We start from the raw sequence: 18,659 nt of genomic DNA on the forward strand, positions 1-18,659 counted from the left end.
CCAAATTACTAAATGTGATAGAAAAATGTTGATATCCCAGCGATCAGTTTTTTGCACATTAAACAGGTTTTTTAACCGCCTTCTGCTGTTTGGTTAATTCGATCATCTCTTCAAAACCGAAGCGATCAACCAATTCAATTAATGCTTTGGCAAGGCGATCGCTTTTTGGGGGAATTTGCTCAATTAATCTCAACACTTCTTTGCTGTTAACTCGCAGCGCTGCTTGATGCAGTTGTTCTATCCATTCTCTCGGCATTACTTCTAAGTCTGCAACTGTTAATGAGTTGGTGGGGGTGGATGCACTATTAGTAGATCCAATTTCCATATTTTGCTGCTGGTTCGCTGCTTGGGCGTAAACGTAGCGCACACCCAAGTGTTCCGCCATTTTGTCAAAGATGATATTTGCCCGGAAGGGTTTGCGAACAAAGTCATCAAAGCCTAAGGATAAGGCTATTAACCTGTCTTCTTCAAAGGCGCTACCTGTTAAAGCCACAATGACTGGCGGCTGATTACCTGCGGCTTTAATATGTTGAGTGGCTTCAAAGCCGTTCATTACAGGCATTCTAATATCCATCCAAATGAAATGGGGTGCCCAACTTTCCCAAAGGGCGATCGCAGCTTCGCCATTGACTGCTTCTTTAACTTCAAAGCCGATGGGGGTTAATAATTCTACCAATAACCGCCGATTTTCTAGTTTATCTTCCACAATCAAAATGCGATAACTGGATTGCCCTGGTTCTAAGCCGATGACTTGGCGAGTTTCTTGGGGAGTGGGCAAAGTATCTAAAATTACTGCACGGGTGGGGATATCAAAGGTAAAAGTTGAGCCTTTGCACAGTTCGCTATTCACCCTTAAATCTCCCCCCATGAGTCGCACAAATCGCTGGCTGATGGGTAATCCTAAGCCTGTGCCTTCCTGAGATTTGTAACCTGTTTCAGTTTGCACAAATGGCTCAAATAACTTCTCAAAGTCTTTTGAGGCAATGCCGCAGCCTGTATCTTCAACGCTGAAGCGCAGGGTAACTTCTTGGTTGGGAATGATGATTTGTTCCCCGGCGTTCACACGTAATGTTACTGTGCCTATTTGTGTAAATTTAATCGCGTTGCCGATGAGATTCACTAGTACCTGACGAATTTTACTTTCATCGGCGTGGATGTATTGGGGTACTGTGGGCGATCGCTCGACTATTAACTCTAAGCCTTTGGATTGGGCTTTGAGTGCAAACATTTGTTGCAAGCGTTCTACCAAGTTCCACAAGTCAAAATTGGTTTCGTTGAGGGTGACGCGACCGGCTTCAATTTTGGACATTTCCAAGACATCATTAATTAATGTCAGCAAGTCTTCGCCACTGCGGTTAATCGTATCTATATAGTCTTGCTGCTGAGGATTAAGTGAGTGATTTCGCAGCAGCAGTTGGGTAAAGCCCAGAATAATATTGAGGGGTGTTCTCAGTTCATGACTCATGTTCGAGAGAAACTGACTCTTAGCTAAGTTGGCAGCATCCGCCGCCTCTTTAGCTTGCTTGAGGGCAATTTCAGTCTTTTTCAGCTTGCTAATATCACGGGCTACCCACAGCACTGTATTCTCAGATAATGGGGAAACACTGGCTAAAAACCAAGTTTCGCGATTCTTCACAGCTAAGTGATATTCCAAGTAAACACTCTTGCGCGATTTATCAGGTTTATCTGGCTGTTCTCGCAACAGCAAAGCTTGTTGAATCGCATCATAAATTAGGTTGGCGACATCTTTGGGTAAAACTTCGTGAACTGTTTTCCCAGCCCGGTCTACATCTGGTTTATATGTATAGGATTGGGTTTGCACATATTTGAGATAACGTCCCTCGCTATCAAACACCACAACCATATCCGTCATGGCGGCGAACATTAACCGCAGTTCCGCTTCGGATTTAGATAGCGCTGCTTCTGCTTTTTGGCGATCGCGAATTTCTTGCTGAAGTTGGGCATTTTTCTCGCCTAGTTCTGTGGTTCTTTCGACTACACGGCTTTCTAATTCTTCGTTGGTTTGCGCTAAAGCGTCAAAGGAGGCGCGCAATTGCAAAGCCATTTGGTTAAAAGACTGTGCCAATTCATTTAACTCGGTGGTGCTTTGCACAGCCACTCTTTGATTCAAATTACCAGATGCGATCGCTTTGGCTGCACTTCCCAGTTTCAAAATCGGCTGAGTAATCCAACGCGCCGTTAACATCCCCAATCCCGTTGCCAGTACAAATGCGGCTAGACAAAGTATAATCGTTGTCCGCGTATTGGCATTAATTTGATCCATAAAATCGGCTTCTGGAACCACCACCACAATCAGCCAATCCAAACCCTGCTGAGTTTTCATCGGCAGAAGTTGTAAAAATTGCCTTTGACCTTTAATGTCAAAATCTAGTTGTTGTGGTTGAGCAATTTTGGTGAAGTTGCCAAAATGTTGTTGCAAATATGCGGCGGTGTTGCGCGTCAATGGATCTTTGCTATCTATCGCCTTGATGCGCCGAGGATTTTGCTTAGTAATCGGCGCTTGGGGATTTTCAATTTCGTAGGGTTGTTGGGTGGTAGAACTCCCAACCATTAATCCTGTTTGCGGCTCAACAATAAAAGTAACACCAGAACGTCCAATTTTCAGACTGCGGAGAAATTGACTAATTTCAGTTAAAGAAAAATCTACAGCCGCCACACCTAAGAGATTTTCGCGATTGTCATAGATGGGTAAACTAGCATTTAAGACATATTTAGGTGTTGCAAATAGTCGATAAATTCCCCCCCAGTTCGCTGTTTTAGACTTAACTGCTGATGTATACCAAGGACGAGTTCGCGGATCGTAATTAGGTCTAAATCTTAAAAGTTTTGTATGATTTCCCGGTCTATCTGCGGCATAAATTCTAATCTCGTGATTGGTAGATTCCCCAGAAAGCTTTACTTGAAAGCCACCATGATCACCCTTTTCTACAGCAACGTGTTCGCCATAGTTGGAGCCAATATAAACCGCCGTCACCGTATTAAATGTTTCAATTTGATACCAAAGGTGTCTTTCTAATGCTGCTAAATCTTGTAAATTTATTTCACCCAAGCGGATGGCATTAGCATTGAGTTGGTTGATTTTATGAGGCGTTTCTACATAAGTTTTGAGATACTGCTGAATGCGAGATATAATTTCACTGCGGAGTCTTATTGCTACGTCATTAACTGCCCGTTGCCCATTGTAAATTGATAACCATCCAGTCAACCCAACAGCCAAAGAAATTTGCAAGATAAAAGGCACCACCAGCACGTGACGCAAGTGTAAACTTTTAACAGCTTTCGCAAATTGATGGTTGAAAGGACGCATCTTTAAACTCCTGCAATGAAACAGGTTGTTGACTGTTGACTGTTAACAACCCTTCATGTAAAATTTCGCAAATCATTTAATATTGCTACATTTTTTACTTAGGGATTTCCAGAAATTAAATTATCCAATTTTCAAAGACCAGACCATAATTGTATTCTGCCTCCTCTGCTTTTTATTTAGCTAGTAGGATGCGTTAGCGATAGCGTAACGCATCCGTTCACGTAAGATGCGCTGAGATTTTTTCAGAAATCAAATCGGATTCCTATATTAATAAATGTAAATTGTAGAATGTCTTCGCGAAAAGTTTGTAAGCGCTGCTAATAAAATTAATTGCAGTAGAGCCATCCTATTTGATTAATAAAATTTATTAAAATTCTTTCCCATTACCCATGACCAATTAGCAATTACCTTGATATTGAAAAACAATAAAGTAAAACATTTTAATAAATTTAAATTGTAAAATATCTGAGAGCGATAATTAATAATTCTCTGATGACGTTGAGAAGTATGCAAATTACCCAGTCAAACAAAGGAGACATTCTCATCATTGATGACACCCTAGATAACCTGCGGTTGCTATCAGCAATGCTGACAGAACAAGGTTATGAAGTGCGGAGTGTTACTAATGGTGCGATGGCATTAATTGGCATCAAAGCTCAACCACCAGATTTAATTTTGCTCGATATTAGTATGCCGGGAATGAGTGGCTATGAAGTGTGTGAGCATCTTAAATCCGACCCCCAAACACAAGAAATTCCTGTAATTTTTATTAGTGCTTTAAATGAGGTATTTGATAAAGTAAAAGCTTTTGCTGTGGGTGGTGTAGATTTTATTACTAAACCTTTTCAAATTGAAGAAGTTCTCGCCCGCATCGAAGTCCAGCTAAAACTTTGCCGCTTACAACTGCAACTCCAAGAACAAAATCAGCGCTTACAAGAACAAGAAGCAGAACTCAGGCGATCGCTTGCACAAGAACGGGCACTAAATCAACGCATTGAGGAAATGGTAGCCCTAGAAGAACGCAATCGCATCGCCCGCGATATCCATGATTCTCTGGGACATTCTTTAGTAGCGCTGAATGTGCAAATGGAAACAGTATTAACACTGTGGCACAGCGATTCCGAACGGGCGTGGCAGTTTTTAGTCGAAGCCAAAAAACTCGGTTCCGCCGCCTTGCGCGAAGTGAGAGAATCAGTTTCCGCTATTCGTTCCGATCCACTCCAAGGACAATTACTCGAAACTGCGATCGCCAACCTTGCCGAGGAATTTTCTCACCTTACCGATATCCTGCCAGACTGCGAAATTGATTTATCACAACCCTTATCTAATACTGTGAATCATGTAGTATTTCGCATTATTCAAGAAGGATTAACTAACATTTATAAATATGCCAACGCCACAAAAGTACAAATCAAAATCCAAACCAGAAATGATGGATTATTACTCTTACTGCAAGATAACGGCCAAGGCTTTGATTCCGATCAAGCCGTAACAGGCTTTGGACTGCAAGGAATGCGCGAACGCACCGCCGCAATGGGTGGACAGCTAGATATCTTCAGTAAACCCGGTGCTGGGTGTCGAATTATGGCACACTTTCCCAGGGAGGAGTAGGGATTGGGGACTGGGGACTGGGGACTGGGGATTGGGAAGATGAGGGGGATGAGGCAATACAGTTTGGATAAGACAAATCAATTGACGTTTAAATTCTGTAGAGACGCGATGAATCGCGTCTCCACAACCCCAAAATCATGACAAAAAATTCCTAACCGAACCGTATTGGGAGATGAGGGAGAAATAACAAATGCCTAATACTAAACATCTAACACCGAATACTCAATGCTCAATGCCCGATGCCCAATGCCCCATGCCCAACTTAATTAAAGTCTTACTTGTTGAAGATCAAGAAATTGTACGGCAGGGTTTGAAGACGCTTTTGGAGTCAAAGCCGGGTTTGCAAGTGGTGGGTGAGGCAAATAATGGCAAAAGTGCGATCGCACAACTGAAAACATTACAGGAAAGTAACCAATTCCCTGATGTAGTGTTGATGGATATCAGAATGCCTGAGATGAATGGTGTACAAGCTACACAGATAATTTGTCAGCAATTTCCAGATATTAAAGTTTTGGTTCTAACTACATTTAACGATACAGATTATGTTGCCGAAGCGCTGCGTTTTGGTGCTAAGGGATATTTGTTAAAAGATACTCCCGCCGATGAACTTGCCAAAGCAATTCAATCAGTTCACCAAGGCTATACCCAATTTGGCCCGGGAATTGTCGAAAAAGTGATTGCAGAAAACTCTTTGACAAAGGCAAACTCATCCAAGCCATTACCACCAGGCTTAACGGAATTAACAGACAGAGAACGAGAAGTATTGTTATTGCTAGCAGCAGGCGCAAATAACCGCGAAATTGCCCAAAACCTGCATTTATCTGCAGGAACCGTGAGAAATCACATCACGCATATTTTAACGAGAATGAACCTGCGCGATCGCACCCAAGCTGCGATCGTTGCTAATTCCCACCGCACTTGGCTAGAAAACTCTGAACCCTCAGATAATTCGTAATTTTTCATTCAATAGATCAGCAAAAATATTAAAACCCATCTCATTATTTGAGATGGGTTTTGCAGAAGTTTATTAAAATCACATTCAGGTTAATAATACCAATTTCAAAAAATGCGACAGATTGTAGAATCACGACACTACCGTGTCTTCTAGAATATTATTAATGTGTCGCAAATATTATACCAATTTAAATAATGTTTGTGACAAATAAATTCTTTCTAAGGGCACGGCATCCACAATATTGTGGTATATCAAATTATCTTACTGGTGCCGTGCCCCTACCCATCTGTCGCGTTCTTTTTTAAAAATGGTATTAGTTACCTACAAACAAACCTTGACCAGCACTGCTGATGATATCTTGAGCGTTAACTAAAGTTGTGGTACCAGCACCGCCAGGCCCTGCAACTGTTTGTTGACCTACTGCCAGATTTTTTTGTTCAAAGCTGCTACCTGTGACTAAACCAAGACTTTGACCGCCACCTAAAACAATTCCAAATCCACCAGCAACATTATCTAATTCATCTTCAGACATTTCAACAGCCGCGATGTTTTTGATTTCGTTAGACATGATTTTGCTCCTTGCAATTTAATGAGTTAATGTGTAATTTCAAATGAGAGATAGAAGAGATAACCTGGCGTGATGAAATCTTTAATTATGACCAAACCAGGTTTGTAACTTTAAGAATTAGTTACCTACAAACAAACCTTGACCAGCACTGCTGATGATATCTTGAGCATTAACCAAAGTTGTGGTACCAGCACCACCAGGCCCTGCAACTGTTTGCTGACCTACTGCCAGATTTTTTTGTTGGAAGCTGCTATCGGTAAATAAACCAAGATTTTGACCGCCACCTAAAACAATTCCAAATCCACCAGCAACGTTATCTAATTCATCTTCAGACATTTCAACAGCAGCGATGTTTTTGATTTCGTTAGACATGATTTTGCTCCTTGCAATTTAATGAGTTAATGTGTAATTTCAAATGAGAGATAGAAGAGATAACCTGGCGTGATGAAATCTTTAATTATGACCAAACCAGGTTTGTAACTTTAAGAATTAGTTACCTACAAACAAACCTTGACCAGCACTGCTGATGATATCTTGAGCATTAACCAAAGTTGTGGTACCAGCACCACCAGGCCCTGCAACTGTTTGCTGACCTACTGCCAGATTTTTTTGTTGGAAGCTGCTATCGGTAAATAAACCAAGATTTTGACCGCCACCTAAAACAATTCCAAATCCACCAGCAACGTTATCTAATTCATCTTCAGACATTTCAACAGCAGCGATGTTTTTGATTTCGTTAGACATGATTTTACTCCTTGCAATTTAATGAATTAATGTGTAATTTCAAATGAGAGATAGAAGAGATAACCTGGCGTGATGAAATCTTTAATTATGACCAAACCAGGTTTGTAACTTTAAGAATTAGTTACCTACAAACAAACCTTGACCAGCACTGCTGATGATATCTTGAGCATTAACTAAAGTTGTGGTACCAGCACCACCAGGCCCTGCAACTGTTTGTTGACCTACTGCCAGATTTTTTTGTTCAAAGCTGCTACCTGTGACTAAACCAAGACTTTGACCGCCACCTAAAACAATTCCAAATCCACCAGCAACGTTATCTAATTCATCTTCAGACATTTCAACAGCCGCGATGTTTTTGATTTCGTTAGACATGATTTTGCTCCTTGCAATTTAATGAGTTAATGTGTAATTTCAAATGAGAAATAGAAGAGAGAACCTGGTGTTGATAAACTATTGAGTTGTGAGCTAACCAGGTTTTTAGAGGGATAATTAGTTACCAACAGTTAGGACTTGACCAGCATCGCTGAAGATTTCTTGAGCGTTAATCAAAGTTGTTGTACCAGCACCGTTAGGCCCTGCAAATGTTTGTTGAGCAACTGCTAGATTTTTTTGTTGGAAGGTTGCACCAGTACCTAAAGAGAGGCTTTGTCCGTTACCAAGAACTATTCCTAATCCGCCAGCAACGTTATCTAATTCATCTTCAGAAAGTTCAACAGCAACGATGTTTTTGATTTCGTGAGACATAACTTTTCTTCCTTGTTAATTGAGTGATTTTTGAGATTTTGCAGCTTGTATAAACCAGGTTATAATTTGTTTTACTTTGGTTTGTTTTCGCTGCGCTTTTCGTTTCGCTTCATGTGTTTATAGTAGGAAATCTGCCCAAGGAACACCATCGGTAGAAAGTTCGGATTCCCAAAAGATGGATCTCAATCAAACTATCTCCTACTAAAGTTGGATATCGAAAGATGAGGTAATTTCCTGAAGCGTAGACACGCAGTGGATTGGAGACTGGGGATTGGGGACTAGGGACTGGGGACTGGGGACTGGTGATTGGGGATGAACAGACAAGGGGAAATATTTATTACCAATTACCAATTACCAATTACCCATTACCAATTACCAATTACCAATTACCCAACCCTTCACTACTGACATTGTTGATACAACGATAATAAAGTACATTCCCAAACTAAACGCGGCTGGGCGTAGCAAAGTAGAGATTTACGTGCTTTTTCTAGCTGTTGAATAATGCTTAATCGATACCATTTATGCCAGTAAAATTGCTGAAGATAATCAACTAACCAGAGTTGCGCTTCTGTATCTAAATCTTTATCAATCGCTTTAGCTAACTCCAAAGCTTGACGGTATGATGCAGGTGCTTTTTTCACAGCTTCGAGTAACTCAGGGGGAATAGCCTGTAGTTGCTCGTAAGATGCGATCGCACTTCCTGGGCTACCTGCTGCTATACTCAGCAATGCCTGATTTTGCAAAACTTCTCCATGTCCAGATTGAGTCAGTACTTTAGCTAAAGACTCTCCATCTAAGCGATAAAAGGGAATACGCTGACAGCGTGACACTAAAGTTGGTAATACAGCATCAGGTGTCGGTGCAATTAAAATCAACGTCGCCTTTCCTGGTTCTTCCAGCGTTTTCAGCAAAGCATTAGCTGCTGCTTCCGCCATTGTCTCCGCTTGTTCCAGCACTACAACATTTCTCGACGCTTCCAACGGCGGACGACCAAGAAACTCTGTAATTTGCCGAATTTGCTCTAACCTAATTACAGGCGGTGCTTTACGCTTTACACCTTTTTCTGCTGCTTCTTTTGCTGTTAGCCTTTGACCTTGGTATTGGTAAGTTGGCTCTACCCACAATACATCCGGGTGGTTACCTTGCAGCAAGCGATTATGTAAAGACGCACTTAATTTTGTTTCTACATCATGAGAAAATAGCAACTCAATAAAGCACCTTGCAGCTAAACTCCGTCCCACCCCATCCGGCCCCACAAATAGATAAGCTGGCGCGACACGGTTTTGTTTCACAGCCTGAGTCAGTAACTCTATCGCTTGCTGTTGTCCTATAAGTGGTGCAAATGGGTCATTGGTCATTTGGTGTTTGGTGTTTGGTGTTTGGTGTTTGGTGTTTGGTAATTGGTAATTGAAAAATTCCCCCCTGCTCCCTGCCCCCTGCCCCCCTGCCTCACCCAGTGCCCAATCCCCTACCCCCACGATAGGCGATCGCGCAAAACTTGTTGAATTGTTTGGTGTACAATTTCTTTACTCAAAGTGCCATCGATGGGAATAATTCTTTCGGGATCAGCTGCGGCTAATGCTGCATATCCTTGCTGTACTCGTTGATGAAAGGCGATAGTTTCTTGTTCAATTCTATCTAAAGCTGCTTCTCCACCACGTTTGCGTGATAGTCCAATTTCAACATCAACATCTAACCATATAGTTAGGTCGCTGAGTAAACCACCAGTAGCAATATAATTCAATTGCTCTATTAAACTCATATTCAACTGCCGACCATAACCTTGATAAGCTATGGTAGATTCAATATAGCGATCGCATAAAATATATTTCCCTTGTGCTAAATGCGGTTTCAGCTCTTGCTCTACGTGTTGCGCCCTGTCAGCCGCATATAATAATAATTCTGTCACTTCTGCAATGGGTTTATTATCTGCTTTTTCAAGCAACAAGCGGCGCAGATCTAAACCTAATTCTGTTCCCCCTGGTTCTCGTGTAATTACTACAGAAATACCAAGGTTTTGCAACCACTCTTGACAAAGCTGCATTTGGCTAGTTTTACCGCAGCCTTCTACCCCTTCAAATACAATTAATTTACCTTTCATCCTTGGTTGATTTCCATACTACTTATTTTTCAAATTTTGCTTTATTCAGCTACCAGGTATGTTGATTGCTACTAAATACTGGGAATTCTAAATAGTGAGGGTTAAAGAAATTTCTTCATACCGCTACTTATGTCCTATTTTGATAGTAAAACTTTGCATACATTACCATTTTGTGGTTTAACAAGAAGCTTAAGTTATTGGAAAACTTGGGCTTTTGGGCTGACTTCCCATCTCGCTTGGACATCAGTAGTTCCATCTGTTCATGCTGCTTTGCGAATTCAAGCTATTTTGGTCTGGGTTCCCGCTGTGATTGTGGGGATGCTGCTGAATTATCAAATCAAACATTTAGGTAGAAATTTACTGGATGTAGCTGGATCAAATCCTAACTATACCACTTATTTGTGGCATATTTTATTATTTGGTTTCTGTTTACAAGGTTTAGCCTTTTAGCCTTTTATAGCCATAGCCCTGGCTTTTTTCTCATCAATGGGCAGCTTTTAATTTTGTTGACTTTGCCATATTGCAAGCACTACTTTAACTTGGAATAAAAAAGATGCTGTCTATTGAAAAACAGTTGGGTTCTGTGCTGAATAACGATAATTTTCTCCAGCAGTACAAGCAAGTTAAAAATTTGAAAACACAATTAGTGTTAATAATGACAACTTTGGCTATAGGAATTATTGGTATTACTAGCTATCGCATAGTTAGAGGTTTAATTCTAGAACAACTTCAGGAAAAAGCACTACTTCAAGTTCAAAAAGGAACTGATGAAATTGATCAATGGTTAACAACTCGCTCTGCCGAAATCCAAACTATTGCGAATACAAATGTTGTGCGTTCTCTCAATTGGTCGATTATTAAACCATATTTGCAAGCAGAGGTGAAGCGCCTGAATGAATTTTCTAAGTTTGCAATATCATTTCCTGATGGTTCCTACTACAACACTCAAGTAGATAAAAGCGAAGCTAACAATAAGGATCGAGATTTTATTCAAAAAGCATTAGCAGGACAACCCAATATTTCCGATCCTTACATTAGCCGTACTAGCGGATTTCCTGTCTTTGGAATGAGTTCTCCCATTCGCCAAAGTTATGACCCAGCCAGTCAAACCATTGGAGTTTTAAACGGTAGCATAAAGGTAAATCGTATTAGTCAGGTAGTTAATCAACTACACTACGGTCAGAAAAGTTATGCTTTTGCTCTCAACTCTCAGGGACAGGCTATTACTCATCCCAACCCAGCATTGATGTCAACAACAGAAAAACCAGGCCCCAGCTTCTTAGAGTCTAGCGATCGCAACTTAGCTGCGATCGCTAATCGGATGGTAAAGAAAGAACAGGGAATTCAACTGATATCCATTGATGGCACAAATAAGTATATTGCCTATGTTCCTCTCAAACAAGTTAATTGGTCAGTTGCTTTAGTTATCCCTCGCGAGAATATTGAATCTCAATTGGGTGCACTAAATTTACTTGCAACTATATTAGGTGGATTACTAATTATTGCTGTCATTATTGGTTGGCGACAAATACAATTATCTGCTCAAATGAAAGCCCAAGTCATGCTATTAAGTCAGCAAAAAATAACGCTGGGAAGTCAAGCGCAAGAACTAGAGCAAACATTACGAGAATTACAACAAACTCAAATTAAATTAGTTCATACAGAAAAAATGTCTAGTTTAGGACAATTAGTGGCTGGTGTAGCCCACGAAATTAACAACCCAGTTAGCTTTATTTATAGTAATATCAACCCAGCTAATGAATATATTCAAGATTTACTCAAGCTACTGCAACTTTATCAACAACATTATCCCGACCCAGTATTAGAAATTCAAGATGAGTCAGAAGCTATAGATATTGATTTCTTGGTAGAAGATTTACCAAAATTGTTGAATTCTATGAAAATAGGCTCTCAACGAATTAAAGAAATTGTACTATCCTTACGCAATTTTTCTCGACTAGACGAAGCGGAAATGAAAGCGGTGAATATTCATGAGGGTATTGATAGCACTTTGATGATTTTAGAAAATCGCCTCAAGCCTAACTCTGAGCATCCGCGTATTGATGTCATCAAAAACTATGGTGATTTACCGCCGATTGAGTGCTATGCAGGACAGCTAAATCAAGTATTTATGAATATTTTAAGCAATGCTATTGACGCTTTAGAAGAATCCGCGATCGCAGATAAATCATTAATGCCTAACGAAGAGATCACAATTATTAAACCGCTGATTCAAATTTTTACAGAGATGGGAGAAGATAAGCAAGCCATTATTCGGATTGTTGATAATGGCATAGGTATTCCCAATGATTTACAACAAAGATTATTTGACCCGTTTTTCACTACTAAACCTGTTGGCAAAGGTACGGGATTAGGATTATCTATTAGTTACCAAATTATTACCGAAAAGCATCAAGGGCAACTGCAGTGTATCTCATCATTAGGCAAAGGCACAGAATTTGTGATGACAATTCCTCTAGTTCAACAAATGAATCCTCACATTACTTGAGATACTAATTAACAAGCGATCGCACTTTGATGATACTGTTTTTTAGCCAGTGCGATCGCCTCACGCACAAGAATAGATATTTGCGATTTTCTTGCACTTCGTAGGGTGCGTTAGCGATAGCGTAACGCACCGCGAATTGTTAATAGTACATTGGTGCGTTGCGCTACGCGACAACACACCCTACATTCTTTCTAATACCTCAATTCCCAACAATGAAAGCCCTAACTTTAAAGTTCTCGCTGTTAAATTGCACAGAACTAAGCGAGATGTCCGCAAAGGTTCCTCAGCACCCAAAACTTGCACACCTTGATTACGGTCATAAAACTGATTAAACTTCTTACTCAGTTCATACAAATATTCACATAACCGATTCGGCATTAAGTCTTGTTCGACAGTATTAATTACCTCATCGAGTTGCAGTAAATATTTTGCTAATGCTAATTCTGTTTCATGTTGCAACAGAACTTTGGCATTATTTCCTAACTCTTCAAAGTTAATCCCACCCTTACGGCTAATTCCCTGAATCCGTGCATAAGCATACAGCATATAAGGTGCCGTATTACCTTTTAAATCCAGCATTTTGTCGTAGCTGAAAATATAATTACTGGTGCGGTTTTGGCTTAAATCAGCATATTTTACGGCACTGATACCAACTACAAGAGCAACTTTATTAATGAATTCTTCTGTTTCGTTGCGTTCTTCTTCTTTCAGTCTAACTTCTAAATCTGCACGAGCTCGAGAAACTGCTTCATCTAACAAATCCCGCAGTCTAACAGTATCACCTGAACGAGTTTTAAATTTCTTCCCATCTTCCCCCAGTACCAAACCAAAAGGAACATGAACTAATTCCACATCTTCAGGAATCCATCCAGCTTTACGTGCTACCTGAAAGAATTGGGCAAAGTGGTTAGATTGTCCAGCATCTGTGACATAAATTATGCGCTTGGCTTCATCTTTTTGAATCCGGTAGCGTAAGGCGGCTAAATCTGTTGTTGCGTAGTTATAACCACCATCAGATTTTTGCACAATCAAAGGTAAAGGTTCACCTTCTCTATTAGTAAACCCGTCCAAAAATACACACTGCGCCCCTTGGTTTTCTACCAGCAATCCAGACTTTTCTAAATCTTCGACAATTCCCGGTAGTAAGGGATTGTAGAAAGATTCACCCCGTTCTGTTACTTGAACATTGAGCAAATCATAAATTACTTGAAATTCTTTTCTTGATTGTTCGCACAGCAATTTCCAAGCATGGATTGTATCTTCCGCCCCAGCTTGTAATCTCACAACTTCTTGTCTGGCTGTCTCTTGGAAAGCTTCATCTGCATCAAAGCGCTGTTTGGCTTTGCGGTAAAAACTCACCAAATCGCCAATATCTAAAGCATTCGCGGTAGTTAAAGCTTCTGGGTAAACTTCTCGTAGGTAGGCGATTAACATCCCAAATTGAGTACCCCAATCACCCACATGGTTTAACCGCAAAACATCATGTCCCTGAAATTCTAAAATCCGGGCAATGCTATCACCAATAATAGTTGAGCGCAGATGCCCAACGTGCATTTCCTTAGCAATATTCGGGCTGGAAAAATCGACAATTTCGCGCTGAGGTGTTTTGGCTGTGGATACACCTAATCGCGAATCGGCGTGAATAGCGTTGATTTGTGCTTCCAGGTATGAGGTTTTCAGCTTGAGATTGATAAATCCCGGCCCAGCAATTTCCGGCGCTTCGCAGATTTCTGACACATCTAAATTATCCGCGATCGCAGTTGCAATTTGTCTGGGTTGCTTTCCTAGCCTTTTACTCAGGGATAAAGCCACATTCGCCTGATAATCACCAAACTTAGGATTGCTAGCAGTCACCAAAATCGGATCTACTCCAGCATACTCAGCGCCAAACGCAGCCACCAAGGCCTGTGCAAATTGTTGTTTTAGTTGTTCTTGTGTAGCGTTCATATATAAATGTTATCTGTAACAGGCGTAATGTGACCGTTGAAAGGTAGATACTCTCAGGAGCTTGATTATTTTAACCTTAAAATATGGTTACCATTACTAACTCAAGACTGTCATGGTACAGTACAACCGCCTTGACTGTCTGCCATCATCGGCAGAATTGCCCGATGCTGACGATACCCTGGTAGATAACAAACTGCAAAATCTCATTCCTAATTTATCTTACTGGTGCTGTGCCCCCGCTACTCATATTTCAGATGAATATTGCATTAATAGTTATAGTTTTATGATTTTTCATGTAATCTGGCTGTTGCTGCTGCTCGTACAACTCGATGTGCATCTTGCAAGAGAATTTGGAGAATTTCTGTGGTTACTTGCGGATGTTGGCTAATAACATAACGTTCATACCAAGGAAACGAACGTAATTTTTGTAAATTTTGAGCTAAATATTCAATAGGTGCGGCGGGATGTTGGAGAAGTGCCAAACGAAATGGTATTGTATCAAGACTATAAAACCTTGGTTCAATCAAATTAGCTAGATATTTACTTGCAACTGTAGGCGCAATTTGAATTAATTTTTTAACTGCTGCTATAAAAACTTTATGTTCTTTACGCTTATGCCCACGCTGATAACAGATATACTCATAATGGTCATATTGATAATTATTAGCCAATTTTTCTAGTATATGAATTGGGGTATTGCTATTATTAGCAACAGCTATTTGTACAAATTGATTTTTGTCTTGGGCGAGTTTTTCTAAGCAATTCTTACTCTTGGGACTACTATACGCCTCTATTATCCGAGGATTTTTGGCAACGGCTTCGCGGATCAGTACTGATTTATGCTTGGCTAGTTCAGCTAATTTTGGCAGTGGCGTATACTCATCAATAGCCTCGTTGTATTGCAGGATAAAATTACTTGTATTTGCAAATTTTTCTTGGTAGATTTTTAAAGCATATTGACGAACTTCCGAATGTTTATCGTACAATGATTTCTCTATAAATTCTGATGGAATATGGGGATTTTGTAACATCAATAAACGTAATCGATATTCTTTAAATTTGGTTATTCTCTCGCAAACTGCATCAGAGATATGAGGATGAGCAGCTACTGCTGCATATACATCTACACTACGAATATCTAAAATCTCTAATAATAGTTCCGAAGATAGATCATGATTGCAGACCACCTGTTGACAAATATTACGTACTGCTTCCCAATAAATATTAACTGGTGTAATTCTCAGCAGTTCTAATAATTGAGGAATTGGAGTCATTGCACTTGTGGCTAGTGCATATTGTGCTTGTTGATGTATTTCTTTGATTTGAGTTCCTTCATAGCTATGTGGTTCGCTAAAAAGTCTCCAGTGTAGATAAATATTATCAGGTTTGGTCTGAGACAATTGTAACTGTAATTGTCGTTGTAATTCTTGTGGAATAGCAGGATTATAGGCAAGCTTTTGGAGTATACAGTTATCTTGGTTTTGGTAAAGCAGCAGTAAAATATCTAATGGAGTACGAGGATTTTTAGCTACATTAGCCCGAACAGATATATTGCGATCGCCTGATAATCTCTCCAAACATTCTGGCGGTGTTTGGCTATTTAATGCCACTGCTTGACGAACATAAACGCTCTGATCTTGAGCTAGCTTTTGAAGTATATCTAAATCAGCACGAGGATGACTAGCAACACATTCTCTAATTCTCCAATCAGCAGATTGCGCTAATGTGTTTAAGTCGCTTAATTCTAAATTAGGATGTTTTGCAACTCGCCATCTAATAAATGACCATTTACTTTTACAAAGTTCCCGTAACTTTTCTATTTGTGTATGGGGATGAGTGGCTAAAAATCTTTCTTGGAAAAAATCATGAACAATTGACCGTGGTAAACTAGGATTCCGCATAGCCGCTTCTCGTATGAGCCGACTACGGTGATCGGCAAGTTCAATTAAGCATTCAACAGGTGTGTTTTTATTTTTAGCAACTTCAATCAGAGTGGTAATTTTAAATTTTGTATTTAAAAATTGCCGTAAATATGCTGGTGGAGTCTCACTAGATTTAGCGATGACTGTTTGCACATATTCTGAAGTTTTAGTGAGTTGCAAATCTGGTGTAATTCCCAACTGCCACAAAATAAATTGATAATAGTATCCTTTAGAATTATTGCAGGAGTAACATCCCACTTCTGCAAAGTTAGAAAAGCTCGCCGCAATAATCTGTGGTAATTTATTTTCTGCATATTCTTGCCACCCTAAATCCATCTCTCCCGCAATGTTGACGTGCATTTTGATTAATTCATGAATAAACGCATCGCCAGAGGTATTTTCTGCCGCTAATTCTAATACTTGTTTACTAACTTGAGGATTCTGCACAATTCCCAATAAATGATAATGATATCCAGAAATGGCGAATTTGTGTAACCATGCTTGAGGGGCATCGTCACAAGCTAAAATCTGCTGTAGAGATGAGCCAGGAATTACTGATTCTGGATTTTCTAAATCTAGTGTAGAGAAAATAGGATTGTGAAGAAAATCTTGGGGAAACTCTTCTGCTAGGAGAAATAAAATATAGGTTGGAGTCTGGGGATTTTTGGCTACAGCTTGACGGACTTTTATATCTTGATGTCTTGCCAATTCTGTTAATAATTCTGGTGTAGTATTCAGATTTTTGGCAACAGCAATTTCTGATTGATCACTGACTTGCATCAATTTCACCACTCATTATTTGAGAGACTAATATCCTGTTGACTATTGAGGAACAGCTTTACAGGTTAATTGTGTTGGTATGGGAATAGAAGATTGATTAGCTACTAGTTCAATTGTACCATCAGTCCGACGATGTACCCCTGTTGCTTGGACAAGAGGCTGTGGAGGTGTATGTATTTGCGCTTGTGCTGGTTTTATGGTGTAGGATGCAGAGATATCGCGCACATCAGACCAAGTGCGATCGCTCCTCACTTCCTGGTTTGGATTTTGTGGTACACCACCCCTTCCTGTAGCGACAAAACTACTACCAGTACTTCCAGAACAACCCGTAGTAATTTGTTGTGATGAATCAGTCACATTGGCTGGTAATTCTACTAAACCTGAATTAGGATCAACATCGACGTTATTCACTTCGACTGTACCATTCACCCCAAATTGGGAACTGGCAGTAATATCATTTTCGCTTGTCAGTTGCGGACGGGATTCTAAACCAATAATTCCTTGAGTAGCTATGTTAATATTACCACCTTTACCTTGGAAGGCATTAGCTGTGATATCGCTGTTTTTTAAGCCGATAATGATGGGTGCATTGATGTTGATATTACCGCCGTTACCATTACCTTGTGCCGTGGAGGTAATTTGACTGCGATCGCGCATTAACAGCAAATCTTTGACTTGTAAGCTGATATCACCACCATTACCTGATTCTGTTTGCGCTTGAATTAAAGCTTGATTTTTCAATTGGATTTGATCGGCAATAATTTGCAGATTTCCGGCATTCCCAGTACCTTGACTAGTAACTGTGACTGTTCCGCCGTCTGTGAGTGTGAGTTTTGGTGTAGTAATACTCACATTACCTGCATTTGCTGTAAGGATATCTGGCAAATCAAAGAATTGACGTATTTCTGGACTGAAACGCACAACAGCAGAGCTAATACTACTGTTATTACTACTACCACGACCACTAATGGCGATCTCTTCACGAGCATTGATTTGGACATTGCCGCCATTACCGACAAATAATGCCGATGAACCAATTATTCCACCATTGAATACTTCCAAAGTCCCAGTATCTAATCTTAAATCTTTGGCATTACCGTCAGCAAAGGTAGTGATATTAATCACACTAGGAACTCCAAAAGGATTTTCACCCATAACGGTGGTGTTTTGGTTGCGAATCATCACCTGACCAGTTGACCCACTACCCAATGTTACCGATGATAATGAAGCTCCTCCAGAGATGAGTAAATTATTTCCATTAATCAATATATCTCCAGCCACCCCTTTTCCATTCGTGCTTGTAGTAATGGATGTCACTCCAACAGGATTTAGCAGTGAAAAACCAGATAACTCTATATCTGCGGATTGAATCTGGATGTTACCACTGTTAGCAGTTTCATAAGTTACAGTAATAATTGCTGAACCTTCTTGCATTATTAACCGGGGA

General features: G+C 40.1%; 16 protein-coding genes and 1 pseudogene. 5 read left to right on the forward strand and 12 right to left on the reverse strand.

From position 1 onward, the window contains the following. Positions 1 to 58 precede the first annotated feature (58 nt). Positions 59 to 3,328, reverse strand: a complete 3,270-nt coding sequence (locus tag AACU25_RS17680; protein ID WP_096577779.1) for an ATP-binding protein — start codon at positions 3,326 to 3,328, stop codon at positions 59 to 61. Positions 3,329 to 3,835: 507 nt separating this feature from the next. Between AACU25_RS17680 and AACU25_RS17685 the strand changes: the two genes are divergently transcribed. Together AACU25_RS17685 and AACU25_RS17690 are read left to right on the forward strand one after the other, a co-directional pair. Continuing rightward, positions 3,836 to 4,939 carry an ATP-binding response regulator gene (locus AACU25_RS17685; protein ID WP_096577781.1) on the forward strand — a complete coding sequence of 368 codons (1,104 nt, stop codon included), beginning with the start codon at positions 3,836 to 3,838 and terminating at the stop codon, positions 4,937 to 4,939. A 253-nt stretch (positions 4,940 to 5,192) separates the two neighbouring features. After that, positions 5,193 to 5,894, forward strand: a complete 702-nt coding sequence (locus tag AACU25_RS17690; protein WP_096583847.1) for a response regulator — start codon at positions 5,193 to 5,195, stop codon at positions 5,892 to 5,894. 313 nt (positions 5,895 to 6,207) lie between these two features. On the opposite strand, the gene AACU25_RS17695 is transcribed toward AACU25_RS17690, so the two are convergent. The 7 genes from AACU25_RS17695 to tmk form a co-directional block, all read right to left on the reverse strand. Continuing rightward, positions 6,208 to 6,462, reverse strand: a complete 255-nt coding sequence (locus tag AACU25_RS17695) for a CTB family bacteriocin (RefSeq protein WP_096577783.1) — start codon at positions 6,460 to 6,462, stop codon at positions 6,208 to 6,210. Positions 6,463 to 6,579: 117 nt separating this feature from the next. Continuing rightward, a complete protein-coding gene (locus tag AACU25_RS17700) occupies positions 6,580 to 6,834 on the reverse strand; it encodes a CTB family bacteriocin (protein ID WP_096577785.1) in 255 nt (84 codons plus the stop codon). 117 nt (positions 6,835 to 6,951) lie between these two features. Next, on the reverse strand, positions 6,952 to 7,206 hold the full coding sequence (locus tag AACU25_RS17705) for a CTB family bacteriocin (protein WP_096577785.1): 255 nt from the start codon (positions 7,204 to 7,206) through the stop codon (positions 6,952 to 6,954). A 117-nt stretch (positions 7,207 to 7,323) separates the two neighbouring features. Further along, positions 7,324 to 7,578 carry a CTB family bacteriocin gene (locus AACU25_RS17710; RefSeq protein ID WP_096577783.1) on the reverse strand — a complete coding sequence of 85 codons (255 nt, stop codon included), beginning with the start codon at positions 7,576 to 7,578 and terminating at the stop codon, positions 7,324 to 7,326. A 117-nt stretch (positions 7,579 to 7,695) separates the two neighbouring features. Continuing rightward, entirely contained in the window at positions 7,696 to 7,950 is a 255-nt protein-coding gene (locus tag AACU25_RS17715; RefSeq protein ID WP_096577787.1) for a CTB family bacteriocin, read from the reverse strand. A 401-nt stretch (positions 7,951 to 8,351) separates the two neighbouring features. Then, positions 8,352 to 9,311 (reverse strand): DNA polymerase III subunit delta', encoded by a 960-nt coding sequence (holB, locus tag AACU25_RS17720; RefSeq protein ID WP_096583849.1) that lies wholly within the window; start codon positions 9,309 to 9,311, stop codon positions 8,352 to 8,354. A gap of 110 nt (positions 9,312 to 9,421) precedes the next feature. Then, positions 9,422 to 10,054: a dTMP kinase gene (tmk, locus tag AACU25_RS17725; RefSeq protein WP_096577789.1), complete on the reverse strand. Its 633-nt coding sequence runs from the start codon at positions 10,052 to 10,054 to the stop codon at positions 9,422 to 9,424. Between the two features lie 129 nt (positions 10,055 to 10,183). On the opposite strand from tmk, the gene AACU25_RS17730 reads away from it, so the two are divergent. Both AACU25_RS17730 and AACU25_RS17735 read left to right on the forward strand, forming a co-directional pair. Beyond that, entirely contained in the window at positions 10,184 to 10,504 is a 321-nt protein-coding gene (locus AACU25_RS17730; protein WP_096577791.1) for a hypothetical protein, read from the forward strand. 103 nt (positions 10,505 to 10,607) lie between these two features. After that, positions 10,608 to 12,563, forward strand: a complete 1,956-nt coding sequence (locus tag AACU25_RS17735; RefSeq protein WP_096577793.1) for a sensor histidine kinase — start codon at positions 10,608 to 10,610, stop codon at positions 12,561 to 12,563. A gap of 4 nt (positions 12,564 to 12,567) precedes the next feature. Here AACU25_RS17735 and AACU25_RS17740 read toward each other — a convergent pair whose 3' ends face one another. Together AACU25_RS17740 and argS are read right to left on the reverse strand one after the other, a co-directional pair. Further along, positions 12,568 to 12,693: a hypothetical protein gene (locus AACU25_RS17740; protein ID WP_321206851.1), complete on the reverse strand. Its 126-nt coding sequence runs from the start codon at positions 12,691 to 12,693 to the stop codon at positions 12,568 to 12,570. A gap of 50 nt (positions 12,694 to 12,743) precedes the next feature. Further along, complete coding sequence (argS, locus tag AACU25_RS17745; protein ID WP_096577795.1) at positions 12,744 to 14,510, reverse strand: arginine--tRNA ligase; 1,767 nt, start codon at positions 14,508 to 14,510, stop codon at positions 12,744 to 12,746. Between the two features lie 112 nt (positions 14,511 to 14,622). Here argS and AACU25_RS17750 point away from each other — a divergent pair. Next, positions 14,623 to 14,727, forward strand: a pseudogene (locus tag AACU25_RS17750) (Uma2 family endonuclease); the annotation flags it as partial. A 64-nt stretch (positions 14,728 to 14,791) separates the two neighbouring features. Here the strand turns inward: AACU25_RS17750 and AACU25_RS17755 are convergent. Beyond that, entirely contained in the window at positions 14,792 to 17,212 is a 2,421-nt protein-coding gene (locus tag AACU25_RS17755) for a hypothetical protein (protein WP_096577797.1), read from the reverse strand. 42 nt (positions 17,213 to 17,254) lie between these two features. Continuing rightward, positions 17,255 to 18,646: an S-layer family protein gene (locus AACU25_RS17760; protein ID WP_190445968.1), complete on the reverse strand. Its 1,392-nt coding sequence runs from the start codon at positions 18,644 to 18,646 to the stop codon at positions 17,255 to 17,257. Between the last annotated feature and the right edge of the window lie 13 nt (positions 18,647 to 18,659).

Origin of the sequence: Tolypothrix tenuis PCC 7101, assembly GCF_963874875.1 — a bacterium.
GTDB classification, from domain to species: domain Bacteria; phylum Cyanobacteriota; class Cyanobacteriia; order Cyanobacteriales; family Nostocaceae; genus Aulosira; species Aulosira tenue.